Raw genomic sequence first — 23,957 nt, 5'->3', positions numbered from 1 at the left:
GACCATGCGCTAAATACTCACGCGATCCCACAGGACGGCACCCTAACGAGTGACACGGTCACACAGGCAGTGGTCGCTAAAATCCAGAAAGAGAATCCCTCGGTGGGCCAGCGAGACCGCACCGGGCCGCGGCAGCCCGTTGCCCCCGCCGACCAGCGACTGCATCGTCGCCGAGTGGTGGGGCGCGCAGTAGGGAGGCCGGGTGACCAGTGGCTCTCCCGGCGGCAGAATGCCTGCCACCGAGTGCACCGCGGTCACCTCCAGGGATTCCTTCCTGGTCAGCGTCGGCAGGATCGCCGGCAACCGCTCGGCCAGCATGGTCTTGCCGGCGCCCGGCGGTCCCGAGAGCAGCAGGTGGTGACCGCCGGCCGCGGCGACCTCCAGAGCCTTGCGGGGCCGCTTCTGCCCCGCCACGTCCGCCAGATCCGGTGAATTCCCCTCGCCCTGACCGGCCCCGCGGGCGAGCCCGGTACCGATGCCCGCGCCGGGCACCATCAGCCCGGCCAGCATGGTGTCGGGGCGCCCCTCGTCGTGCGCCTCCCGCTCGTCGGGCACCGGTTCCTCGCAGAGCACGGCGATCAGCTGCCGCAGGCTCCGTACCCCGAGGACGGAGACCCCGGGGACCAGCGCCGCCTCCCCCGCCGTCTGTTCGGGCACGACGACCTGGCGGTACCCGGCCTCCGCCGCGGCGAGCACGGCCGGCAGCACGCCACGCACCGGCCGCACCCGGCCGTCGAGTCCGAGCTCACCGATCATCACCACATCGGCGATGGACGCCGGATCGATCCGCTCGGCCGCCCCGAGCACCGCGCAGGCGACAGCGAGATCGAACCCGGAGCCGCTCTTCGGGACGGAGGCCGGTGACAGACCCACCGTGAGTTTCTTCTGCGGCCACTCGGCCCCCGAGTTCACCACCGCGGCCCTGACCCGGTCCCGGCTCTCCACCAGGCTCTTGTCCGGCAGCCCCACCAGGGTGAACGCGGCCACCCCCGCCTCCAGGTCCGCCTGGACCTCCACCACCACACCCTCGACGCCGACGAGCGCCACCGAGCACGCCCGCGCGAACCCCATCAGGCCACCCCCCGCGCATGCTCGGCGACGGGCGCTCCGCGCCTGGGCAGCACCACTCCGACCAGGTCGATCCGGACCCCGCCGGACGGCGGGCCGCCGTGCCGGTCCATCCAGATACCGGCCAGCCGCCGCAGCCGCTCCGCCTTGACCGGCGTGACGGCCGCCATCGGATGCTCGAACGCGCCCGCCCTGCGGGTCTTCACCTCGCAGACCACGAGTGCGTCGCCGTCCATCGCGACGATGTCGATCTCACCGGCGCGACAGCGCCAGTTCCGCTCCAGTACGGACATGCCGGACTCGGCCAGCAGCCGTGCCGCCAGATCCTCGCCGTACCGCCCGAGTGCCCCCCGTGCGTTCATTTCGGCACCACCTCCGGGACCGACTCTGACGCGTCAGGTCCCGGCTTGTGGATCTTGGTGGACAACTCCGGAATTGTGGATAACCCGGCCACCCGGAAGTGGGAATCGGATCCCTCCTTGGAGTGGGCTCAGCCACCCGGGAGTTCGAGATCGCTCTTGTTGAGCTCCTCGATGTTGACGTCCTTGAACGTCAGCACCCGTACCTGCTTGACGAACCGCGCGGGCCGGTACATGTCCCAGACCCAGGCGTCCGCCATCGATACTTCGAAAAACACCTCGCCCTGGACCGAGTGCACCTGCATCTCGTAGTCGTTGGTGAGGTAGAAGCGCCGTTCGGTCTCGATCACATATTTGAACAGACCGACGACATCTCGGTACTCCCGGTAGAGCTTCAGCTCCATCTCGGTCTCGTACTTTTCGAGGTCCTCGGCGCTCATTGGCATGTTCCCCTTCAGCCGTGCGTCCCCCCATTGTGCGCCAGGCCCCGGGCCCCCTGGGCGCTTAGGCGATTTCGGGGTCCAGAACCAGTGGCGTACGCGGGGGACCCTCGTCGAGCAGCGTGCGTAGCAACTCGGCGAGCCTGGTCGGGTACACCGTCTCACGCGCCGCCGACAGTTCGGCGGAGGTCCACCACCTCAGACCCGCGACACTGCGCTGCTCCAGCCCGGTCAGCCCACTGGTGTCGGTGACGGTCCGTGTCGTACGTGCCAGGAAATACCACTCGTCCTGGTCCCAGCGGCGGCCGTCGAACGGGAACGAGCACATCCGCTGCCAGAGCAGCGGGCCGAGTTCGACATCGGTGATGCCGGTCTCCTCCGTGAGCTCGCGCAGCGCGGCCTCCTCCCGGGTCTCGTCGCCCTCCAGGCCGCCGCCGGGGGTGAACCACCAGGTGCTCTCCGGATCCTCCGGTTCGAACCCGTGGATCAGGAGGATCCGGTCGTCGGGGTCCAGGAGCACCACGCGGGCGACCTTCCGCTTCTCAATGCGCACCGGCGGGAACCCTTCCGCGCTTGTTCCGTGCCGATCGCGCGGACCGTGCCGCGATCGGGCCGTATGCCGCACCGCCCAGGATGAGCACCACGCCCACGACCGCGGCCCCGAGCTGCAACCGCAGCGGTCCGGGCGACGACACCCCGCCGGGGAGGGCGGCGAAGGCCCGCGGGCGCTCGACCATGCCGTTCATCGGCCAGGCGATGGCATCCACCCGGGCCTGTACCGCGTCGCGGGGGACGGAGCCCTGCCCCGCGTCGTCCAGGTGGACCCGGGAGTCCAGTGAGGCGGTGCGTTCGTCGCCCAGCAGGAAGAGCTGCCCCTCGGGCACCTCCGCCGTGAAGTTCTCGGCCGAGGCGAGGCCCTTCGTGTGCAGATACGGTTCGTCAATGGGCTTGCCGTTGACCGTGAGTCGGCCGCCCTTCGCGCAGCAGGCGATCTTGTCGCCACCGATCCCGACGACCCGCTTCACCATCGGCATGTCGCCCCACGCCGGATCGGTGAAGACCACCACATCACCGCGGTGCACCTCGCTGCCGTCGATCCGCTGCGCGAGCACCCGGTCGCCCGAATGCACCGTCGGCGTCATCGACTCGGTCGGCACCGTGTACGGCTTGTACACCACCGCCCCCCAGGCGAACCCGCCGAGGAAGAGCACACAGCCGACGGCCACGGCCAGCCCCGACAGCATGCTGCCGAGCCGGCCGTGACCGTCACCCGTACGTCCTTTTCCGCTCATCCCAGCGTCCCCCCACCTCGGAGATCGACAATCGCTGATCCGAGTCGGCACCCTACCCGGCGGTACGCCCGCTGGTCAGCCTCCTGCGGCGCCACAGTACGAGAGGCAGCGCACCCGCCACGCCGAGCGCGCCCGGGGCCAGACCCGCCGCCACGCCGATCCCCGGCTGGTCGAAGGTGTCCGGGACCGGCAGCGTCGCCCAGCGGTTGATCGGCCAGGCCACGACCACGGCCCGCCCGACGACGTCCTCGACGGGCACAAAGCCCTTGGTCGCGTCCTCGGTGTGATAGCGCGAGTCCCAGGAGTTCTGCCGGTGGTCGCCCATCACCCAGATCTTGCCTTCGGGCACCTTGAACGGCCCGAAGGGCTTGTCGTCGCACGCCGAGTCACCCGGGAAGATGTACGGCTCGTCGAGCGCCTTCCCATTGACCTCGACCGGACCGCCCTTCGCGCATTCCACGGTGTCGCCGCCGACCGCGATCGTCCGCTTGATCAGGTCCTTCTCCTTGGACGACGGCATCAGACCGATGAAACTCAGGAAGTCCTGCACCACGTTCGACTCGGGAGTCGGCTCCCCGGCCAGCCAGTTGTCCGGATCATGGAAAACGACCACCTCACCCCGTTCGGGCTCCCCGCCGAACCAGGGCGTCAGCTTGTCGACCAACACCCGGTCGCCCCGCTGGAGCGTGTTCTGCATCGAATCCGAGGGGATCGAGAACGCCTGCACCAGAAACGTCTTGATCAGCAGCGCGAGAACCAGCGCGACGACGATCAGCAGCGGCAGCTCCTTCCAGAAAGGGCGCTGCTTCCTGACCTTCCTGCCGTCCCCGTCCACAGCCTGCACATCCGCGGGCGCGCCCGGATCCGGTGCCTCCTCCGGTGGGCCGGAGGCAGGCTCAGCGGGCTGGCCGGGCCTCTCCGCGGGCTCTCCATGTCCAGGTCGTGCACCGGCAGCCACGTCACTCACATCCAGTCCTCACTCTGCGCCCACGCCTGCTCCGGGCCCCGTTCGTTCGAAGCCCACTGCCCCGAACAACGAACGGGAGTTCCGCAGGGCCACTGCGTACCCGACCATCTTGTCGTCCGCCGGGCAATTCCCGGGCCGCCCACCACCGACAACCGCCCTCCGGTTGCTCAGCGTGCTCGCCGAGCAACCGGAGGGCGGTTCGTCCGTGCCGTCCGGCGCCCGCGTCACGGGCACCGACATCCTTCATCGCGTACCGGACGGCCTGGGCCGCCGGTCCGTCTCCGGCCGGTGGAGACGGGGCCCCGGGCTCAGGTCGTGGCACACACCCAGCTGGAGCCGAACCCGCCGATCTCACCGGTGGACGGGTGGCCGAGACCCGCCTTGATGCAGATCTTCACACCCTCCGGGAAATTGTGGCTGTCTTCCTTCTTCGTGGTGCCGTTGCCGCCGCTGTTCCACACCATGAAGTCGTAGCCCTCGCCCGTCTTGATGGGCGCCACATCGACCTTGAGAGCGGCGGAGAAGCCGTCCGCGCACGTGTCCTTGAGGTACAGCGTGTCCCCGTTGCTGATGAACCAGCCGTCGGACGTGTGGGTGCAGGAGCCGTAGCCGTAGGAGTGCCCCGTGTCGGCTGTGGCCGGAGTGCTCGCAACGGCCACGCCCACGACGGCCGCGGCAAGAGCGCCCATGACCTTCACCCGAGAAATACGTGCCATGTCTTCCCCCTGTGCAGCTGTACTGATCGGTCGTCAAGATCCTATGAAGAATGCCCGGCGAGCGCCTCGCATTTACTCGATCTTGCCGATGCCTTGATCGCAACGACATCGCGGCACCTTGCCGAATCTGCACGATTCAACGGATCATGACGGACCATCAGTCACTTCTGGCGGCCGGATTCCAGGCCGGCCCGCCTGCGTCGCCAGAGCACGATCGGCACGGCTCCGGCGATGCCGATCGCACCGGGCGCCACGGCCATCGCGGCGTTCAGGCCCGGCTGGTCGAAGGTCTTCGGGACCGGCAGGGTCGCCCAGCGGCTGATCGGCCACGCCACGACGACGGCCCGGCCGACGACCTCGTCGTTGGAGACCGTGCCGTTGCCCGGGAGTTCCTGGTGGTAGCGGGAGTCGCGGGAATCCTGGCGGTGGTCGCCCATCACCCAGATCCGGCCCTTGGGGACCTCGATCGGGCCGAACGGCTCGTCGTTGCAGGGCGTGTTGCCCGGGAAGATGAACGACTGCTCGTCCAAGGCCTTGCCATTGACCACGACAGGGCCGTTCTCCTTGCACTCCACCGTGTCGCCGCCGACCGCGATCACCCGCTTGATCAGGTCCTTCTCCTCGGCGGACGGCATCAGACCGATGAAACTGAGGAACTTCTGGACCACATTCGGGTGGACCTCGGGGGTGCCGTCGAGCCAGCCGCCCGGGTCGTGGAAGACCACGACCTCGCCGCGCTCGGGCTCCGCGCCGAACCAGGGGGTCAGCTTGTCGACCAGCACCCGGTCGCCCCGCTGGAGCGTGTTCTGCATCGAATCCGAGGGGATCGAGAACGCCTGCACCAGAAACGTCTTGATCAGCAGCGCGAGAACCAGTGCGATGACGATGAGCAGTGGCAGCTCCTTCCAGAAGGAGCGGGGCTTCTTCGCTGCCCCGCCACCGCCGCCCGGAGTGTCGCCGTCACTCCCCGCGTGGCCCGTCGTCCCGGCAGACTCGGCATTGCCCGAACGGTCCGGCCGGTCCTCGGGTTCCTCGTGTCCGGATCGTGCACCGACGGCCAAATCCCCCACATCCACTCCTTACTCCGTGCCACCGCCTGCGCCCTAGCCGGTGCAGGCCCACCACTCCCATAACGAGCGGGAGTTCCGCAGGGGTCGGGAGAGGGATCATTCCGTTGAGATCCTGGGACGACACACTATTCGACGGGCCCGGCGCGGCAGCCGACCCGGCGCGCGCGTCAGCGACCGAGCCGAAAGTCTCCGGCTCTTCCAGTCTTCGCCAATGGCCCAAGGGCCAGGCGATCACGACAGCACGTCCCACGACCTCGTCCTCGGACACCGTGCCGTGTTCCGGCTCGTCCAGGTGATAGCGGGAATCGGCGGAATCGGACCGGTGGTCGCCCATCACGAAGATCCGGCCCGGCGGAACCTTTACCTCGAATTTGATGAGGGAGGGGGGGTTCCCGGGATACAGATAGGGCTCGTCGAGCGGCACTCCGTTGACGGTGATCCGGCCGTCCTTGCCGCAGCACTTCACCGTGTCGCCGCCGACCGCGATCACCCGCTTGATCAGGTCCTGTTCGTCGTCGGAGGGCAGCAGCCCGATGAAGGTCAGCACCTCCTTCGCCTGCTTGACGACGACGGGCGAGTCCTTCTTGCCGACGTTCTCCTGCCTCAGCCAGCGCCCCGGGTCCTTGAAGACGACGACATCGCCGCGCTCGGGCCTGGATCCGAACCAGGGCGTCAGTTTGTCCACGAGCACCCGGTCGCCGATCCGGATGGTCTGCTCCATCGATCCCGAAGGGATCACGAAGGCCTGCACCAGGAACGTCTTGAGTACGAGCGCGATCAGCAGTGCCACGAGGACGAGCAGCGGGATCTCCCGTACGGCGGACCCGCGCCGCCGCCGCCTGACCTTGCGGGCGAGCTTCCGCCGCTCCGCCCTGGTGGGCAGCGAACGTTCGGCCTCCGGTCCGCTGCCGGTCGGCGGTGTCCCGGATTCGGACCCGCCGCGTCCGCGGCCGCGGTTACCCATGGCCCCCGCCCGGCGCCCCGACGGTGGCGAAGGCGGCGCCGTCCGGCAGGGAGCGCAGCCGGCTGGGCGGCCAGCCGATCCAGTCCACCCTGCCGATCACCATGTCGACCGGGACCATGCCGCCGCCCGGCTCTCCCAGGTGGTCACGCGAATCGCGGGAATTGCTGCGGTGGTCACCCATCATCCACAGCGTGCCGTCGGGGACGACGATGTCGAAGCGGGCCCGGGAGGGCGCGTCCCCCGGATACAGATAGCCCTCGACGACCGGCCGGCCGTTCACCTCGATCCGGCCCCGCTCGTCGCAGCAGACCACCCGGTCACCGCCCACGCCCACCACCCGCTTCACGTAGTCGGTCTCGGCCGGCTCCGCCAGACCCAGGGACGCGGCCACCGAGTGCATCAGACCGGTGACGGGATTCTCCCGCGGGGGCTCCTGCACAAACGATCCTGTGCCGTCGAAGACCACCACGTCGCCGCGCTGCGGCACGGAGCCGGAGCGGTAGGCCAGTTTGTTCACCAGCACCCGGTCCCCCACCCGCAGTGTGGGCTCCATCGAGCCGCTGGGGATCAGGAAGGGCTGCACCACGTAGTTGCTCAGGAGCAGTACGAAGACCGCGCAGGCCGCCCCGAGCGCGGCGGTCCGCCGCCAGGACATCGATGCGGTGGGCCGGTCCGGGATACGCGAGGAGCGCGACCCCTCCTCCGGCGCCGTTGCGGGTGCGGAGGAGCGGTCGCGCTCCGAGGGCTTTGCTTCCGTGTCCATCGGGGCCAGAGCCTATCCGGCCGTCCTGTGGACCTGGGAGTCAGCTCAGTTGTCGCGCTTCTCCTTGATCTTCGCGGCCTTGCCGCGCAGCTCACGGAGGTAGTACAGCTTGGCGCGACGGACGTCACCGCGGGTGACGAGCTCGATCTTCTCGAAGATCGGGCTGTTCACCGGGAAGGTGCGCTCGACGCCGACGCTGAAGGAGACCTTGCGGACCGTGAAGGTCTCGCTGACGCCCGCACCCTGGCGACGGATGACAACGCCCTTGAACTGCTGGATACGGGAGCGGTTGCCCTCGATCACTCGGACGTGGACGTTGACGGTGTCACCGGGGCGGAACGCCGGGACGTCGGTACGCAGCGATGCGGCGTTGACGCCATCGAGCAGGGAAGCCATGTTGTCTGCTTTCTTCGCCGATGCCACAGGTCATCGACGGGAGAGAGTGAGAAATGGGGGCGCTGATCGCGTCGGGCGGGCGTCGTTCCCCCTGTGGCAGGGGCGCACGCCGGACGTACAGCAGCGACCTATTGTTCCACGGCCTCGGGCCTGCGCCAAAATCGGCCGCCGGGCTCCGGTGACCAGCCGAGGATGGACAGCATCTCGCGGTCCTTCTTGTCGAACCCCGCAGCGTCGCAGCGCTCGATCAGATCGGGCCGGTTGAGGGCGGTACGACGGAACGCCTCGTCCCGGCGCCAACGGGCGATCCGCCCGTGGTGGCCGCTGAGCAGCACCTCCGGGATCTCCCTGCCGCGCCACTCGGGCGGCTTGGTGTAGACGGGCCCCTCCAGCAGATTGGCCATCGCACCGGGGGCGAAGGAGTCGTCCCGGTGCGATTCGGCGTTGCCGAGCACCCCGGGCAGCAGCCGGGCGACCGCCTCCGTGATCACCAGCACCGCAGCTTCCCCGCCGGCCAGCACATAGTCCCCGATGGACACCTCGACGACCGGCATCCGGGTGGCGTACTCGTCCATGACCCGTCGGTCGATGCCCTCGTACCGGGCCGGCGTGAAGATCAGCCACGGCCGCTCGGAGAGCTCGACGGCGAGTTCCTGGGTGAACGGGCGGCCGCTGGGCGTGGGCACCACGAGCACCGGGGAGTGCGCCCCGGCCTCGTATCCGCCCGCCAGGGCGTCGTCCAGGGCCTCGCCCCACGGCTCGGTCTTCATGACCATGCCGGGGCCGCCGCCGTACGGGGTGTCGTCGACCGTGTTGTGCCGGTCGTACGTCCAGTCGCGCAGGTCGTGCACATGGACGTCGAGGCGGCCGCGTGCGCGGGCCTTGCCGACGAGGGAGACGTTCAGCGGTTCCAGGTACTCCGGAAAGATCGTGACGACATCGAGGCGCATCAGGCGTCCTTCCCGGCCGCGGGAGCCTCGTCGTCGCCCTCTTCGTCCCGCGCGGAGGCGATCACGGCCTGGCTCGTGTCGATCAGGCCGGGCGGCGGGGTGATCACCGCGCACTGCTCCGCCAGATCGATCTCGGCGACGATCTCCTCGACGAACGGGATCATCACCTCGCTGCCGTCCGGCCGCTCGACGATGAAGAGGTCCTGGGACGGCAGGTGCGTGATCTCGGTGATCCGGCCGATCTCGGTGCCGTCGGCGAGGACCACGTCGAGGTCCATGAGCTGATGGTCGTAGAACTCCTCGGGGTCCTCCGGGAGTTCCGCCGGGTCGACCTCCGCGATCAGGAGCGTGTTGCGCAGGGCCTCGGCAGCCGTACGGTCGCGGACGCCCTCGAAGCGCAGCAGCAGCCGTCCGCTGTGCACCCGGCCGGTCTCGATCGTCAGCGGTCCGGCGCCCGCCGGTTCGGTGGCGAGCACGGCCCCGGGCCCGAGCCGCAGCTCCGGCTCGTCCGTACGGACCTCGACGGTGACCTCGCCCTTGATGCCATGGGCACGGCCGATCCGCGCGACTACCAACTGCACCTTGTGTCTCTCCTGTCGTACGACGACGGGCCGGGGCGGGCGCAAGGCCCTCCCCGGCCCGTGCCGGTGTTCAACTCTGTCAGCGAACCTGATCCACATCGACGAGGTCGACGCGGATGCCACGGCCGCCGATGGCGCCCACGACGGTACGCAGCGCGCGTGCGGTGCGGCCGTTGCGACCGATCACCTTGCCGAGGTCGTCGGGGTGGACCCGGACCTCCAGCACGCGACCACGGCGCAGGTTGCGCGAGGCGACCTGCACATCGTCAGGGTTGTCGACGATGCCCTTCACGAGGTGCTCGAGAGCCTCCTCGAGCATGCTCAGGCCTCGGTCGACTCGGCGGACGCAGCCGCGTCAGCAGCCTCGTCCGCCTTCTTGTCGGACTTCTTCGCCTTCTGCGTGATGGCCTCGCCCTTGGACTCGTCGCCGCCGTCCTTGGCCAGGGCCTCGAACAGGGCGCGCTTGTCAGCCTTGGGCTCCGGCTGCAGCAGCGGCGCGGGGGCCGGAAGACCCTTGTGGGCCTGCCAGTCACCGGTGAGCTTCAGGATCGCGAGAACCGGCTCGGTCGGCTGGGCGCCGACGGACAGCCAGTACTGCGCACGCTCCGAGTTGACCTCGATGCGCGAGGGGTTCTGCACCGGGTGGTACAGGCCGATCTCCTCGATGGCCCGGCCGTCACGGCGGGTACGGGAGTCGGCGACGACGATGCGGTAGTGAGGCGAACGGATCTTGCCCAGACGCTTCAGCTTGATCTTGACTGCCACGGAAGTGGTGTCTCCTGGTCTATGACGTGGGTGGGCACAACGAAGATGCCACGTGGGGTTGCGGTACTCGGGTGCCCGATGGACGCGTCAGCCGGAGGAGAGAGGGGTCCTGTGCGACTGTCGAGTACAGCTAGCCATTGTGCCACACCGTGCCGGGTCACCCCACCGCGACTGCGGCCTCCGGGATGCGGAAGGGCTTTCCGCAGCCTCCGCAGACGATCGGCGCCTGCGCCAGGACCGACGGGACGACGCGCACATTGCGGCCGCAGTCGCAGACGGCCTTGACGCGGACGCCTCCGCCGGAGGAGCCGTGCCGGGCGGCCGGCCCGCGGAAGGAGCGCTTGGTGTCGGCGGCGGTGGCGACCGTGTGCGCCTTGAGGGCGCGCTGCAGCCGCTCGATCGTCGGGCGGTACCGACGCTTGGCCTCGGGGTTGAGGGTGACCAGCGAGAAGCCGCTGCTCGGGTGGGGCTCCTCGGCGTGGTCGAGGCCCAGCTCCTCGGCGATCGCGAGGAATCTGCGGTTGTGGTAGCGGCCGGCGCGCGAAGTGTCGCGGACGCCTCGCGCGGCGGCGATGCCGTGGACTGCCTCGTGCAGCAGTCGCTCGAAGGAGAGCTCGGCGCCACAGGCGGACGAGGACTCTCCGATCAGGGACTCGGGCGCGGCTAGATCGGGCAGCTCGGGGTGGTACCGCTGAATGTCGGCCCACGCCTGTGCCAGCTCTGCGGCAAGTACAGGTGGTGTCGTGCTCACGTCGTGACAACGAGCGCGAGTGCCCCGGTGTTCCGATTCCGGGCCATCCCAAATAATTTGCACGTACCAGTCAGTTGCCATTGATGCGTCCCGACGAGGGCGGGTGCGCAGAACTGCGGAGAAGCCTCACAGCTCGCACCAAGGTGGTACGTAGCGACGCGTACGCCGGACGCGTCGGCGGCCACCGTACGCCGGGGCGCCGAGCGCCCGGGGCGGCGGTTGGGGCATCAGTAGGCGCGTGCCACCAGGGCGACATTACCGGGCGCGTCGTCCGCGTCGGGCACCGACCCGTCCCCGGCGACCAGACACCGTACGGACACCCCGTGCTCCGCGAGCCGGGCCTCCCCCGCCGGGCCGAGGGACGACCAGGCGATACGGGCCCAGCCGCCCGCGAGGGCCGCCTCCACGGCCTCCGCCACGGTCGCGACCTCGCTGGTGGCCGACTCGCGCCGGCTCCGGGACTCCCGCAGCAGCGCCGCCTGGTCCTCCTCCAGGACCGCCGGGAGCAACGCGGGCAGGGTCTCGACGGCGACCGGCTCCTTCCCGCCGGGCACGCGCCGGGCCAGCATCGCGGTGCCGGCCGCCAGATCGCGCGGACCGATCTCGATCCGCACCGGCACGCCCTTCAGCTCCCAGTCGACCGCGCGGCGGCCGAACGCGGTGTCCGTGCGGTCGTCGACCTCGGTCCTGATCCCCGCCGCGCGCAGCCGCTCCGCGACGGACCGGACCGCGGCCAGCACGGCCTCGTCCTCCTTGACCGCGAGGACGACCGCCTGGACGGGCGCGAGCCGGGGCGGCACCCGGAGCCCGTGGTCGTCGCCGTGCGCCATGATCAGACCGCCCACCATCCGGGTCGAGGAACCCCATGAGGTCTGCCGGACGAGCTCCTGTCTGCCCTCCCTGGACAGGTAGCTGGTGTGGAAGGCCTTGGCGAAATTGGTGCCGAGCTCGTGGCTCGTACCCATCTGCAGGGCCTTGCCGTCCCGCATCATCGCTTCGAGCGTGAGCGTGTTGACGGCCCCGGCGAACCGCTCCGCCGGGGTCTTGCGGCCGAGGACCACGTCGATGCCCAGCACATTGACCATGAAGTCGGCGTACACGTCACGGTGGATGTACGCGGCGAAGTCCCGGGCCTCCTCATCGGTGGCATGGGCGGTGTGGCCCTCCTGCCAGAGGAATTCCGTCGTACGGAGAAAGACCCGCGGGCGCATCTCCCAGCGCACGACGTTCGCCCACTGGTTGATCAGGAGCGGCAGATCCCGGTAGCTCTGCACCCACTTCGAGAAGTACTCGTTGATGATCGTTTCGGAGGTCGGCCGCACCACCACGGGCTCTTCGAGCTCTTTCCCGCCGCCGTGGGTGACCGTCGCGAGCTCCGGCGCGAAGCCCTCGACGTGCTCGGCCTCGCGTGTCAGGTAAGACTGGGGGATGAAGAGCGGGAAGTAGGCGTTCCGGGCGCCCGCCTTTTTGATCCGGGCATCCATCTCCTGCTGCATCCGCTCCCACAGGCTGTATCCGTACGGCCGGATGACCATGGTGCCGCGCACCGGGCCGTTGTCCGCGAGTTCGGCCTTGTTGATCAGATCCTGGTACCAGCGGGGAAAGTCCTCGGCCTGGGGCGTGAGAACGGGTGCCTTTGCCATGGCGCGCATCGTACGGCGACACCGCCCACCGAACGGGGCGACGGGCCCCGGTCCGGCGGGCCTTCCCCACGGACGCACCACCGCGGCACACAACCATTGCCATCGGACCCCTGGACGCGACGGCGGATGCGCAGTTCTCTGACATACGGGGGAAGCGGGCGCACACGTACACGGGGGGAGCTTTCACTCGGGCACTACCGATCGGACACGGCCGACCTCTCGGCGGATTGGGGCGCTTTCCATGACACCAACGCTCGTCCGGCACCACAGCCACGCGGAAACCTCCACCCGGGTGGAACCCGGCAACCGTGCCCGGGACTGGGCCGAGATCCAGGAGCGGATGCTGGCACCGCTGTACGAAGCGGTGTACGAGCGGCTCGAAGTGGGATCCGGTACCCGGCTGCTCTCCCTCGGCTGCGGCTCCGGTCTCGCGCTGCTGATCGCTGCCGCCCGTGGGGCGGGCGTCACCGGCGTGGACACCGACCTCGAACGGCTGGCGCTCGCCCGGACCCGGCTGCTGCCCGGTCCCGGAAGCCACGCCGGGCCCGTGGCCGGGCACCCCCGGCTCCTGGAGGGTGATCCGTCCGCCGCCCCGCCGTCCGACGGAGCGCCGTACAACCTGATCACCGCGTTCACCCCGATCGGCTGCTCCTCCGACGACGGCGAGGGGCTGGTGGCCGCGCTGCGGTCCACGGTGCCGCTGGCCGCCCGGGGCAGCACCGTGGTGCTCACCGGCTGGGGTCCGCCGGAGCGCTGTGCCACGGCGCCCGTGCTGCGGGTGGCGGGGCGGCTGTCCGACCGGGACCGGGCCCCGCGCACCGGCGGCTGGCGGCCGTCGGGCCGGGACGACCTGGAGGAGCTGGCGTTCCGGGCCGGCCTGAATCCCGACGGCTCGGGCCGGGTGGCCTGCCCGTTCGGGTACGCGGACATGGACAGCGCGGTGCGGGGGCTGCTCTCCACCCAGCTCTTCGACGCGGCGGTACGGGCGACGGACCGGGCCCAGGTGGAGAAGGAGGTCGCGGAGGCCCTTCATCCGCATCGGCGCCGGGACGGCACGATCTGGATGCCGAACGTCTTCCGCTATCTCGTCTGCACCACCTGAGCGACCAGCTCGTCCGCACTGCCTGAGCGACCGCCCCGCGTGCGCGGCCCGCGCGGCGGCCGCTACTTGGCCAGGCGGGTGATGCCGGCCGCCCGGTAGGCCTCCGCCTCGTCCAGCGTCTCGTTCGCCAGGAGCGCGGCGGACAGCGAGTCCAGCCGGTCCCGATTCTCGCGCAGGAGCCGGCAGGCCACCTCGTAGCACTCGTCGACGATCCGCCGCATCTCGCCGTCCACCGCGTCGAGCGTGGCGGGGGCCGCCGACAGGCCGTACGCCTGCTGGGCATCGCTCGGGATCGCTGTCAGCCGGCCCACCTTGTGGCTCATGCCCCAGCGGCCGACCATGCCGCGGGCCAGGTTGGTGACCTGTTCCAGATCGCTCTCCGCGCCGGTGGTGATCATGCCGAAGACCACCTGCTCGGCCGCCATGCCGCCGAGCGCCCCGACGATGCGGCCGCGCAGATACTCCTCGGTGTACGCGTACTTGTCGGCGTCCGGCGTCGAGAGCGTGACGCCCAGGGCCCGGCCGCGCGGCACGATGGTGACCTTGCGGACCGGGTCGGCGCCCGGCTGGACCATGCCGAGCAGGGCGTGGCCGCTCTCGTGGTACGCGGTCCTGCGGCGTTCCTCGTCGGACATGACCAGTGAGCGTTCCGCACCCAGCTGGACCTTCTCCAGCGCGTCCGAGAAATCGGGCTGGGTGACCTCGGACTGCTGGCGCTTGACTGCCAGGAGCGCGGCCTCATTGGCCAGGTTGGCCAGATCCGCACCGGTCATTCCGGGGGTCGTACCGGCCACCTGGGCCAGGTTCACATCGTCGGCGAGCGGGATCTGCCGGGTGTGGATCTCCAGGATCGCCTCCCGGCCGGTCCTGTCCGGCGGGCTGACCTGGACGATCCGGTCGAAGCGACCGGGCCGGGTGAGGGCGGGGTCGAGCACGTCGGCGCGGTTGGTGGCGGCGAGCACGACGACGCCCTCCGAGCCGGAGAAGCCGTCCATCTCGGTGAGGATCTGGTTGAGCGTCTGCTCGCGCTCGTCGTGGCCGCCCATGCCGGAGCCGCCGCCCCGGGCCCGGCCGATGGTGTCGATCTCGTCGATGAAAACAATGGCGGGGGCGACCTTGCGCGCCTCCGCGAAGAGTTCCCGGACCCGGCTCGCGCCGACGCCGACGATCATCTCGATGAACTCGGAGGCCGATGCCGAGAAGAACGGCACTCCGGCCTCACCGGCGACGGCCCGTGCCAGCAGGGTCTTGCCGGTGCCGGGCGGTCCCGCGAGCAGCACTCCGCCGGGCATCCGGGCGCCCATCCTCCGGTACGCCTGCGGGTTCTTCAGGAAGTCCACGACGTCGTCGAGTTCGCCCTCGACCTCGTCGATCCCGGCCACGTCCTTGAAGGTGGTGCGCTTGGCGCCCTCCAGCTCGACAGGCTTGGGCGGGGCCTTGCGCCCGAAGCCGCCCATCCCGCCGCCCATGCCTCTGGACATCCGCCGGGCGATGAAGACCCAGAGCACGACGAGCAGCAGCATGGGCGCGAGCGAGATCAGCAGGTTGGCGAGGAAGCTGCGCTGCTGGACGACCGGTTCGGCGGTGACCGTGACGTCGTCCTTGACCAGTTCGGCCCAGAGGTTGTCGTCCGCGAAGGCCGGCCGCTGGGTGACGAACTTCGTGTACTTCTCGTCGGTCCCCGGGACCTTCGCCTCCTTCTTGAGCTGCCCCTCGATGGCATCGCCCTTGGAGTAGATCTTGGAGACATTGCCCGCGGTGACCTGCTTGCTGAACTCCGTGTACGCGATCGTCCGCTCCGCCTCCCCGTTGAAGAAGGACAGCACCAGATTGGCGATCAGATAGACGGCGAGCGCGGTCAGCAGCAGCCCGCCCCAGCCGCCCGGCATCTTCCGGCCCGGTGTCGGAGGTGGCGGGGCGCCCTCGGAGCGCCACGGCAGATCGGTCCGATCGCGGGGAGGTACGGGGTTGGTCACGCGCGCTCCTCTGCCGACAGCCGTTAAAGCGACAGTAAGGGAGGAATGCAGACAAAGCCCTCCCAGGGCCTGCCCGATGGGCCCTTGGAGGGACGGCGTACGGCAGCCGTGGCAGTGGCTCCGTACACGCCGGAGGGGGCGCCCGCCGGAAAGCGGGCGCCCCCTCGGGGACATCACCGGGCCGCCATGGCCCGTCGAACCACGGGGCCGGTTCAGCCCATGAACTTCTTGAACTCGTCCGGCAGCTCGAAGTTCTGGTCGTCCTGCGCGGGCAGACCGAAGGCGCCGCCCTGCGCCGCCTGCTCGCGACGGGCCGCCGCGGCCTGCTCCTCGGCCTTCCGCTTCATCGGGTTGCCGCTCTTGCGCTTGCCCTTGGCCTGCTTGACCTGCTTCTTCTGCCGACCGGGGCCACCGCCCATGCCCGGCATCCCGGGCATCCCCGGCATGCCGCCGCCCTGGGCCATCTTCGACATCATCTTGCGAGCGTCGAAGAACCGCTCCACCAGGTTCTTCACCGCGCTGACCTCGACACCGGAACCCTTGGCGATACGGGCCCGGCGCGAGCCGTTGATGATCGTCGGCTCGGCGCGCTCCTTCGGGGTCATCGACTTGATGATCGCGGCGGTGCGGTCCACGTCGCGCTCGTCGATGTTGTTGATCTGGTCCTTGATCTGCCCCATGCCGGGCAGCATGCCGAGCAGCTTGGAGATGGAGCCCATCTTCCTGACCTGCTCCATCTGCGCCAGGAAGTCGTCGAGCGTGAAGTCCTTGCCCTTGCTGGACGCCAGCTTGGAGGCCATTTTGGCGGCCTCTTCCTGGCTGAAGGTCTTCTCCGCCTGCTCGATCAGGGTGAGCAGGTCACCCATGTCGAGGATGCGGGACGCCATGCGGTCGGGGTGGAAGGCGTCGAAGTCCTCGAGCTTCTCACCGTTCGACGCGAACATGACCTGCTTGCCCGTGACATGGGCGATCGACAGGGCCGCACCGCCGCGGGCGTCACCGTCGAGCTTGGAGAGCACCACGCCGTCGAAGCCGACGCCGTCGCGGAAGGCCTCGGCGGTGTTGACCGCGTCCTGGCCGATCATCGCGTCGACGACGAAGAGGATCTCGTCGGGGCTGACGGCGTCGCGGATGTCCGCGGCCTGCTGCATCAGCTCCTGGTCGATACCGAGACGGCCGGCGGTGTCGACGATCACGACATCGAACTGCTTGGTGCGGGCGTACTCGATCGAATCCTTGGCGACCTGGACCGGGTCACCGACCCCGTTGCCCGGCTCGGGCGCGTACACCGCGACACCGGCGCGGTCGGCGACGACGCTCAGCTGGTTGACGGCGTTGGGGCGCTGGAGGTCACAGGCGACGAGCAGCGGGGAGTGGCCCTGGCCCTTGAGCCAGAGGCCGAGCTTTCCGGCGAGGGTCGTCTTACCGGCACCCTGGAGACCGGCGAGCATGATCACGGTGGGCGCGGTCTTGGCGAACCGCAGCCGCCGGGTCTCGCCGCCGAGGATGCCCACGAGCTCCTCGTTGACGATCTTGACGACCTGCTGGGCGGGGTTCAGCGCCTGGGAGACCTCGACGCCGCGCGCCCGCTCCTTGACGTTGGCGATGAAGGCGCGGACGACGGGCAGCGCGACATCCGCTTCGAGCAGGGCGATACGGATCTCGCGAGCCGTGGCGTCGATGTCCGCCTCGGACAAGCGGCCCTTGCCCCTGAGGTTCTTGAAAGTCGCGGCAAGGCGGTCGGAGAGAGTATCGAACACGGCGCTCGTCGGTCCTCAGGGTCGGGGGCAAAGTGGATTCGGTACCCCAGGGTATCCGGCTCGGAAGAAACGATGACCCCTGCCCGGGAAATCCCGGGCTCAGTCCACGTCGCGTGCTTTCCGCGTCACGCCCGCAGCGCGGCCTCCACCGCGTTCGCCACCGCGAGCGCCCGCTCCTCGGGCAGCGGCTTCCCGTCGGTGTCCGTGACGTAGAAGGCGTCCACCGCGTTCGCCCCCAGGGTCGACACATGCGCGCTGCGCACCCGTACCCCGCTCTGTTCCAGCGCCCGGCCGATCCGGTGCAGCAGTCCCGGGGCGTCCTGGGCCCGCACCTCGATCACCGTGGCCAGCCGGGAGCCGGCCGCCGCGACGGTGACCCTCGGCGGCGGCGCCTTCACCCCGCGGCGGCGCGGGTAGGCGGCCTCGCGTTCGGCGAGCCGGGCCCGGATGTCCAGGGAGCCGTCCAGGGCGCGTACGAGGTCGGCGCGGAGCCGGGTGGCCTGTGGCAGCGAGCCGTACTCGGCCGCGACCCGCCAGCTGAGCAGCAGCAGGTCCGCGGGCTCGCCCAGCTCGGTGGGGAGTTCCACGGCGCGCAGGTCGGCGGCGCGCACGGTGAGGCGGTGCAGGGCGAGGACGCCTGCCGCGGCGGGCAGCACGCCCGGCCGGTCCGGCAGGGCGATGTGGAGCTCGACGCCGACGGGTTCCGGTCCGCCGTCCTCGTTCGGGGCCTCGGCCTGGGCGCGCAGGGCGAGAACGGGTCCGCCGGTGCGCAGGGCCTCGACGGCGAGGCGCTCCTGTTCGGCACCGGGCGCGGCGGGTTCCGGCTCCTGCGGGGCCTGGCCGGCGAGCACGGCGGCGACGCGCCCCACGAGGTCGGCGACGAGGAAGGCGCGCCAGGCGGACCAGGCGGCGGGCCCGGTGGCGAGGGCGTCGGCCTCGGTGAGCGCGTGCAGGAGTTCCAGGGTGGTGGCGCTCCTGACGGCGGCGGCGACGGAGCGGACGGTCGCCGGGTCGTCGAGGTCGCGCCGGGTGGCGGTCTCGACGAGCAGCAGGTGGTGGCGTACGAGGGTGGCAACGACGCCCACGTCGTGCTGGTCGAAGCCGATCCGGGCTGCCATGTCCCGGGCGATGACCTCACCGGCCGCGGAGTGGTCGCCGGGCCAGCCCTTGCCGATGTCGTGCAGGAGGGCCGCGACGAGGAGGAGGTCGGGGCGGTGGACACGGCGGGTGAGGGAGGAGGCGTGGACGGCCGTTTCGACGAGGTGGCGGTCGACGGTCCAGGTGTGGACGGGGTTGCGCTGGGGGCGGCAGTGGACTCGTTCCCAGTCCGGAAGGAGCCGGGTGATGAGCCCTTCGGCTTCGAGCGCCTCCCAGACCGGGACGGTGGCCTCGCCCGCGCCGAGCAGGGTGACGAGTTCCTCGCGGGCCTCGGCGGGCCAGGGCACCGGCAGCGGGTGCGCGGCGGTGGCGAGCCGACGTACGACGTGGCGGGAGAGCGGGAGCTCGGACTGGGCGGCCGCGGCGGCGGCGCGCAGCACGAGCACCGGGTCGCGCTCGGGGCGGGCGGTGCGGGCGAGGACCACTTCGCCGTCGGCCTCGACGACGCCCTCGGCGAGCGGGGTGCGCTCCGGGGCGGCCGCCCTGCCGCCCAGCATGGCGCGCAGCCGGGGGCGCACGGACCGGGCGCGCAGGACGCGGTTGACCTCGCGCCAGGTGACGTCGGTGGCGTACGAGATGGTGCGGGCCGCCTCGTAGACCTGGCGGAGCAGGGCGTCCGCGTCGAGCAGGCCGAGCTCGCCGGCGACCTGGTCCTGTTCCTGGAGGGCGAGGCGGTCGGTGGCGCGGCCGGTGGCGAGGTGGAGGCCGTCACGGGCGTCGAGGAGGACGCGGCGGGCTTCGGCGAGCCCTTCGCGGGGCGCGTCGGCGACCCAGGACGCGGCGACGGCGCGCAGGGCGGTGGCGTCCCGCAATCCGCCGCGGGCCTCCTTGAGGTCGGGTTCAAGGAGAAATTGGAGCTCGCCCTGGCGTTCGGCCCGTTCGCGGCAGAGCTCGCCGAGTGCGGGGAGGCGCTTGGGGGCCTGGTTGCGCCAGTCGGCGAGGATCGCGGTGCGCATCGCGGCGACGAGTCCGAGGTCCCCGGCGACGGGCCGGGCGTCGAGCAGTCCGAGCTGGACCTTGAGGTCCTCGCCGGCCGTCCTGCGGGCCTCGGCGGGGGTGCGTACGGAGTGGTCGAGGGCGAGGCCGAGGTCCCAGACCGGGTACCAGACGCGGTCGGCGAGGGCGGCGACGGCCGCGGGGTCGGCATTCCCGTCGTGCAGGAGCAGCAGATCGAGGTCGCTGCGCGGGGAGAGTTCGCCGCGTCCGTAGCCGCCGACGGCGACGAGGGCGGCGCCGTGGACGCCCGTCTGTCCGGCGGCGGCGGTGAACAGCGCGGTGAGCCAGTCGTCGGTGAGCGCCGCGAGGGCCGCACGGCGCGGCGGCCCGGACCGCGCCTCCTCCTGGAGGAGGCGCAGCCGGGCCGCCGCGTAGCCGCCGGGCTCCGGGGCTGCGGATTCGGTGGTCGTTCCGGTGCGCGTCACCCGGCTGCCTTTCGTTCGGGGGCGTCGGTCAGAGTGCGTCCGGGCCGCGTTCGCCCGTCCGTACCCGGACCGCGGTGTCGACCGGCACGCTCCAGACCTTGCCGTCACCGATCTTGCCGGTCCGGGCGGCCTTCACGACGATGTCGATGAGCTCTTCGGAGTCCTCGTCCTCGACCAGGACCTCGATACGGATCTTGGGTACGAGGTCGACGGTGTACTCGGCGCCCCGGTAGACCTCGGTGTGGCCGCGCTGGCGCCCGTATCCGCTGGCTTCCGTGACCGTGAGGCCCTGGACGCCGAAGGCCTGGAGGGCCTCCTTGATCTCGTCCAGCCGGTGTGGCTTCACGACTGCGGTGATGAGCTTCATGCGTCCACCTTCTTCGTCTTCGCTGCTGCCGTGCTGCCCGGGGCGGAGCTCGTGGTGCGCGGGGCCGCACCGCCGCCCGCTCCGCTGAAGTCGTACGCGGTCTCGGCGTGTTCGACCTGGTCGATGCCGGAGATCTCGTCGTCCTCGGTGACCCGCATCCCGATCGTCCGGTCCAGGAGGAAGGCCAGGACCGCGGAGACGACGAGAGAGTACGCGAGGACGGCGAAGACGCCGACGGCCTGCTTGCCGAGCTGTTCGAGGCCGCCGCCGTAGAAGAGGCCCTTGGCCTCGGACTGGACGCCGCCGGTGGCGAAGAGGCCGACGAGGAGTGAACCGGCGACACCGCCGACGAGGTGGACGCCGACCACATCCAGGGAGTCGTCGTAGCCGAACCGGTACTTCAGGCCGACGGCCATGGCGCACAGCACACCGGCGATCGCACCGACCGCAATGGCGCCGAGCGGGCTGACCGCGCCGCCGGACGGGGTGATGGCGACGAGTCCGGCGACCGCGCCGGAGGCCGCGCCGAGGGTGGTGAAGGAGCCGTGGCGGAGCTTCTCGTAGCCGAGCCAGGCGAGCATCGCGGCGGCGGTGGCGACCTGGGTGTTGACGAACATCACCGCGCCGACACCGTCGTCGTTGCCGAGCCACGAGCCGGCGTTGAAGCCGAACCAGCCGAACCAGAGCAGACCGGCGCCGAGCATGACGAGCGGCAGGCTGTGCGGCCGCATCGGGTCCTTCTTGAAGCCGACGCGCTTGCCGATGACGAGGATCACGCCGAGCGCCGCCGCACCGGCGTTGATGTGGACGGCCGTACCGCCCGCGAAGTCGATGACCCCCATCTCGTACAGCCAGCCGCCCGCCCCCCAGACCCAGTGGGCGACGGGGAAGTAGACGACGGTGACCCAGAGCGTGATGAACAGGGCCCAGGAGGTGAACTTGACCCGGTCGGCGAGGGCGCCGCTGATCAGTGCCGGGGTGATGACGGCGAACATCAGCTGGAAGACGGCGAAGACGTAGACGGGGATCGTGTAGCCGTCCCAGAGCTGGGTGATGCCGATCCCGCTGAGGCCGAGGTAGTCCGAGCTCCAGCCGACGACGGAGCCGATGTCGGTGCCGAAGGCGACGCTGAATCCGTAGAGCACCCACAGGATCGTGACGATCCCGAGGCTGATGAAGCTCATCATCAGCATGTTGAGGGTGCTCTTGACGCGGACCATGCCTCCGTAGAAGAAGGCCAGGGCCGGCGTCATGAGCATCACCAGGGCGGAGCAGATGAGCATGAACCCGGTGTTGGCGGCAGACAGTGTCGGGGTGTCTGCGGCAAGCGTCGTGATGCCTGGGGGCATCGGCGTCTCCTCGTCGTCGGTGCGGCCGCGTGCGGGCGATCGGTAGCGGCACCACGTGCGGGACCACTGGGAAAAGGTGCGGGCCGGTTATGGCCATGAGATTCACCCAGCGCGGTTTCCGCCGATGCCGCACGGTGTTTCACGGCAGTGACGAAGAGGTCCGGTGTGTTACGTCGCCATGAACCGGCGGTGGCGCGACCGGCGCCGGGCCTGCCCTGCGGCCGTGGCCGCATACGGTGCGGTGACGACTCTTCCGTACGGGCACGGCAATGCGAACCGGCCACGCCGACCACCCACTGACCTGGCAATCGGGGGAGCCGAAGTCGGTCTGTGCGGGGTGGTCGCCGTGGCCGGGGCCAGGGGTGCTGCTCAGACCGCTTCCGCGGTCTCCGGCAGCTGCTCGGTGAGGAGATCGGTGAGCCTGGCGACTTCGGGGATGTTCCCGAAGTCCCTGGCGGCGGTGTCGACGGTCTTGCGGAGCCGGGTGTTGACGCGCTCGGAGCGGATCTTCCTGGCGACACGCAGGGCCTGCTCGGCCAGGACCGTGGACTGTTCGGGCTCGCGCTTGAGGAGGTGGACGGTGGCGAGGCCGATCAGGTTGAGCGCGTACGACCGCTGGTGCTCGTCGTCCTCGCCGAAGAGCTGGACGGCCTTCTCCATCAGTGGCTCGGCGAGCGTGGCGTACGTGGGGCTGCGGCCCGCCACATAGGCGAGGTCGCGGTAGGAGTGGGAGTTCTCGCCGTTGAGCTCGGCCTCCGAGAAGAAGCGGATCCAGTCGGGCTCGGGCTCGCCGTCGATCCCCACGTCGAGGAAGGTGGCCTCGGCCATCCGGACGGCTCGTTTGCACTTGCTGGGCTGGCCCATGTTGGCGTACGCGCGGGCCTCCATCGCGTACAGCATGGCCTGGGTGCGCGGGGTGGCGCAGTCCCGGCTGCCGTACTGCGCGAGGTGGATCAGTTCGAGGGCGTCGTCGGGCCGTCCGAGGTGGATCATCTGGCGGCTCATGCTGGACAGGATGTACGAGCCCAGCGGTTTGTCACCGGCCTCCTTGGAGGCGTGGAGCGCGAGGACGAAGTACTTCTGCGCGGTGGGCTGGAGGCCGACGTCGTAGCTCATCCAGCCGGCCAGCTCGGCCAGCTCGGCGGCGCACCGGAAGAGCCGCTTGGCGGTGGCCTCCGGCTGCGGCTCCTGGAGCAGGTCGGTGACCTCGTGGAGCTGTCCGACGACGGCCTTGCGGCGCAGTCCGCCGCCGCACTGCGCGTCCCACTGGCGGAACATCGCGGTGGTGGACTCCAGCAGATCGAGCTCGGGGCCGGAGAGCCTGGAGGGGCGGTGGGTCGCGGCCGGCGGTTCCGGTTGCGCGGAGCCGGCGGTGGAGACGGGCACCAGCCAGCGCTGCATCGGCTCGATGAGTGCGGGTCCGGCGGCCAGGGCGAGCGAGGAGCCGAGGAATCCCCGGCGGGCGAGCATCAGGTCGCTGCGGGAGAACTCGCTGAGCAGCGCGACGGTCTGCGGGCCCGCCCAGGGCAGGTCGACACCGGCCACGGACGGCGACTGGTGTGCGGAGCGCAGTCCGAGTTCCTCGATCGCGACGACGGCGCCGAAGCGCTCCGAGAAGAGCTCGGAGAGGATGCGCGGGATCGGCTCGCGCGGCTGCTCGCCGTCGAGCCAGCGCCGCACCCGGGACGTGTCGGTGCTGATGTGGTGGGCACCCATCTGGCGCGCCCGGCGGTTCACCTGGCGCGCGAGCTCGCCCTTCGACCAGCCGCTCCGCACGAACCATGAGCTCAATTGCCCGTTGGGGCGCTTGCCGGCATTCGAATCGCCTGCGCCGCTGCCACTCACTGGAACGCCCCCATCCCGCTGAATATCTGTCGCGCGAACCATTACCAGAATGCCCTGAGCCGATGCCGCCCACGCGGAGGGTGCGCACCAACGAACAGGAAATCGGGTTGCCTCTGGCATACCCATGGGCGCACATACTTCCATGGTTCGTGTACCGACGGTAATCCTACGATCACCCCCCGGGCGAGGGCGATTGCAGAAACGCCACCATTCGCCACCCCTTCGAATGAACGCCACCACCGTCGGGCGCGATT

At 70.3% G+C, this 23,957-nt stretch carries 23 protein-coding genes and 1 pseudogene; 1 reads left to right on the top strand and 23 read right to left on the bottom strand.

The features are described 5' to 3' along the window. Positions 1-81 precede the first annotated feature (81 nt). The 17 genes and pseudogenes from OG611_RS30010 to proS form a co-directional block, all read right to left on the bottom strand. A pseudogene (locus tag OG611_RS30010) lies at positions 82-1,071 on the bottom strand (YifB family Mg chelatase-like AAA ATPase); the annotation flags it as partial. Further along, positions 1,071-1,430, bottom strand: coding sequence for a YraN family protein (locus OG611_RS30005; protein ID WP_266427246.1), 360 nt, complete (start codon positions 1,428-1,430; stop codon positions 1,071-1,073). The gene OG611_RS30005 and the pseudogene OG611_RS30010, both read right to left, overlap by 1 nt. A gap of 128 nt (positions 1,431-1,558) precedes the next feature. After that, on the bottom strand, positions 1,559-1,867 hold the full coding sequence (locus tag OG611_RS30000) for a DUF2469 domain-containing protein (RefSeq protein ID WP_003965949.1): 309 nt from the start codon (positions 1,865-1,867) through the stop codon (positions 1,559-1,561). 64 nt (positions 1,868-1,931) lie between these two features. After that, positions 1,932-2,420 carry an NUDIX hydrolase gene (locus OG611_RS29995; RefSeq protein WP_266427245.1) on the bottom strand — a complete coding sequence of 163 codons (489 nt, stop codon included), beginning with the start codon at positions 2,418-2,420 and terminating at the stop codon, positions 1,932-1,934. Then, on the bottom strand, positions 2,410-3,159 hold the full coding sequence (gene lepB, locus OG611_RS29990) for a signal peptidase I (RefSeq protein WP_266427242.1): 750 nt from the start codon (positions 3,157-3,159) through the stop codon (positions 2,410-2,412). The genes OG611_RS29995 and lepB (OG611_RS29990) overlap by 11 nt, the downstream gene beginning before the upstream one ends. A 52-nt stretch (positions 3,160-3,211) precedes the next feature. Further along, on the bottom strand, positions 3,212-4,117 hold the full coding sequence (gene lepB / locus OG611_RS29985; protein WP_266431312.1) for a signal peptidase I: 906 nt from the start codon (positions 4,115-4,117) through the stop codon (positions 3,212-3,214). Between the two features lie 317 nt (positions 4,118-4,434). Then, on the bottom strand, positions 4,435-4,842 hold the full coding sequence (locus tag OG611_RS29980; RefSeq protein WP_266427240.1) for a hypothetical protein: 408 nt from the start codon (positions 4,840-4,842) through the stop codon (positions 4,435-4,437). A 161-nt stretch (positions 4,843-5,003) separates the two neighbouring features. Further along, positions 5,004-5,903, bottom strand: coding sequence for a signal peptidase I (lepB, locus tag OG611_RS29975; protein WP_266427237.1), 900 nt, complete (start codon positions 5,901-5,903; stop codon positions 5,004-5,006). Next, positions 5,803-6,876, bottom strand: a complete 1,074-nt coding sequence (gene lepB / locus OG611_RS29970; RefSeq protein WP_266427234.1) for a signal peptidase I — start codon at positions 6,874-6,876, stop codon at positions 5,803-5,805. The genes lepB (OG611_RS29975) and lepB (OG611_RS29970) overlap by 101 nt, the downstream gene beginning before the upstream one ends. Beyond that, positions 6,869-7,639: a signal peptidase I gene (lepB, locus tag OG611_RS29965; RefSeq protein WP_266427231.1), complete on the bottom strand. Its 771-nt coding sequence runs from the start codon at positions 7,637-7,639 to the stop codon at positions 6,869-6,871. Before lepB (OG611_RS29965) ends, lepB (OG611_RS29970) begins: the two co-directional genes overlap by 8 nt. Before the next feature lie 45 nt (positions 7,640-7,684). Continuing rightward, the gene (rplS, locus tag OG611_RS29960; RefSeq protein ID WP_266427228.1) at positions 7,685-8,035 is read right to left on the bottom strand and encodes a 50S ribosomal protein L19; all 351 of its coding nucleotides are present in this window, start codon (positions 8,033-8,035) and stop codon (positions 7,685-7,687) included. 128 nt (positions 8,036-8,163) lie between these two features. Continuing rightward, positions 8,164-8,985 (bottom strand): tRNA (guanosine(37)-N1)-methyltransferase TrmD, encoded by an 822-nt coding sequence (gene trmD / locus OG611_RS29955; RefSeq protein WP_266427225.1) that lies wholly within the window; start codon positions 8,983-8,985, stop codon positions 8,164-8,166. Next, entirely contained in the window at positions 8,985-9,566 is a 582-nt protein-coding gene (rimM, locus tag OG611_RS29950; protein WP_266427222.1) for a ribosome maturation factor RimM, read from the bottom strand. The genes trmD and rimM overlap by 1 nt, the downstream gene beginning before the upstream one ends. A gap of 79 nt (positions 9,567-9,645) precedes the next feature. Next, on the bottom strand, positions 9,646-9,885 hold the full coding sequence (locus OG611_RS29945; RefSeq protein ID WP_005311361.1) for an RNA-binding protein: 240 nt from the start codon (positions 9,883-9,885) through the stop codon (positions 9,646-9,648). A 2-nt stretch (positions 9,886-9,887) separates the two neighbouring features. Next, on the bottom strand, positions 9,888-10,331 hold the full coding sequence (gene rpsP, locus OG611_RS29940) for a 30S ribosomal protein S16 (protein ID WP_266427212.1): 444 nt from the start codon (positions 10,329-10,331) through the stop codon (positions 9,888-9,890). Between the two features lie 157 nt (positions 10,332-10,488). Next, complete coding sequence (locus OG611_RS29935) at positions 10,489-11,082, bottom strand: hypothetical protein (RefSeq protein ID WP_030928573.1); 594 nt, start codon at positions 11,080-11,082, stop codon at positions 10,489-10,491. Positions 11,083-11,309: 227 nt separating this feature from the next. Next, the gene (gene proS, locus OG611_RS29930) at positions 11,310-12,725 is read right to left on the bottom strand and encodes a proline--tRNA ligase (protein WP_266427205.1); all 1,416 of its coding nucleotides are present in this window, start codon (positions 12,723-12,725) and stop codon (positions 11,310-11,312) included. A gap of 241 nt (positions 12,726-12,966) precedes the next feature. On the opposite strand from proS, the gene OG611_RS29925 reads away from it, so the two are divergent. Further along, positions 12,967-13,827: a class I SAM-dependent methyltransferase gene (locus OG611_RS29925; RefSeq protein WP_266427203.1), complete on the top strand. Its 861-nt coding sequence runs from the start codon at positions 12,967-12,969 to the stop codon at positions 13,825-13,827. A 62-nt stretch (positions 13,828-13,889) separates the two neighbouring features. Here OG611_RS29925 and ftsH read toward each other — a convergent pair whose 3' ends face one another. The 6 genes from ftsH to OG611_RS29895 form a co-directional block, all read right to left on the bottom strand. Next, the gene (ftsH, locus tag OG611_RS29920; RefSeq protein WP_266427201.1) at positions 13,890-15,803 is read right to left on the bottom strand and encodes an ATP-dependent zinc metalloprotease FtsH; all 1,914 of its coding nucleotides are present in this window, start codon (positions 15,801-15,803) and stop codon (positions 13,890-13,892) included. Positions 15,804-16,015: 212 nt separating this feature from the next. Continuing rightward, complete coding sequence (gene ffh / locus OG611_RS29915; RefSeq protein WP_266427199.1) at positions 16,016-17,563, bottom strand: signal recognition particle protein; 1,548 nt, start codon at positions 17,561-17,563, stop codon at positions 16,016-16,018. A gap of 125 nt (positions 17,564-17,688) precedes the next feature. Then, positions 17,689-20,142 (bottom strand): [protein-PII] uridylyltransferase, encoded by a 2,454-nt coding sequence (locus tag OG611_RS29910; protein WP_266427196.1) that lies wholly within the window; start codon positions 20,140-20,142, stop codon positions 17,689-17,691. 28 nt (positions 20,143-20,170) lie between these two features. Next, complete coding sequence (locus tag OG611_RS29905) at positions 20,171-20,509, bottom strand: P-II family nitrogen regulator (RefSeq protein WP_266427193.1); 339 nt, start codon at positions 20,507-20,509, stop codon at positions 20,171-20,173. Then, on the bottom strand, positions 20,506-21,858 hold the full coding sequence (locus OG611_RS29900) for an ammonium transporter (RefSeq protein ID WP_266427191.1): 1,353 nt from the start codon (positions 21,856-21,858) through the stop codon (positions 20,506-20,508). Before OG611_RS29900 ends, OG611_RS29905 begins: the two co-directional genes overlap by 4 nt. Before the next feature lie 369 nt (positions 21,859-22,227). Next, positions 22,228-23,703, bottom strand: a complete 1,476-nt coding sequence (locus OG611_RS29895) for a hypothetical protein (protein ID WP_266427188.1) — start codon at positions 23,701-23,703, stop codon at positions 22,228-22,230. Positions 23,704-23,957 lie beyond the last annotated feature (254 nt).

Source organism: Streptomyces sp. NBC_01363, assembly GCF_026340595.1.
GTDB lineage: Bacteria > Actinomycetota > Actinomycetes > Streptomycetales > Streptomycetaceae > Streptomyces.
The sequence above is the reverse complement of the archived record's forward strand: the minus strand, read 5'-3'. Positions and strand labels throughout refer to the sequence as shown.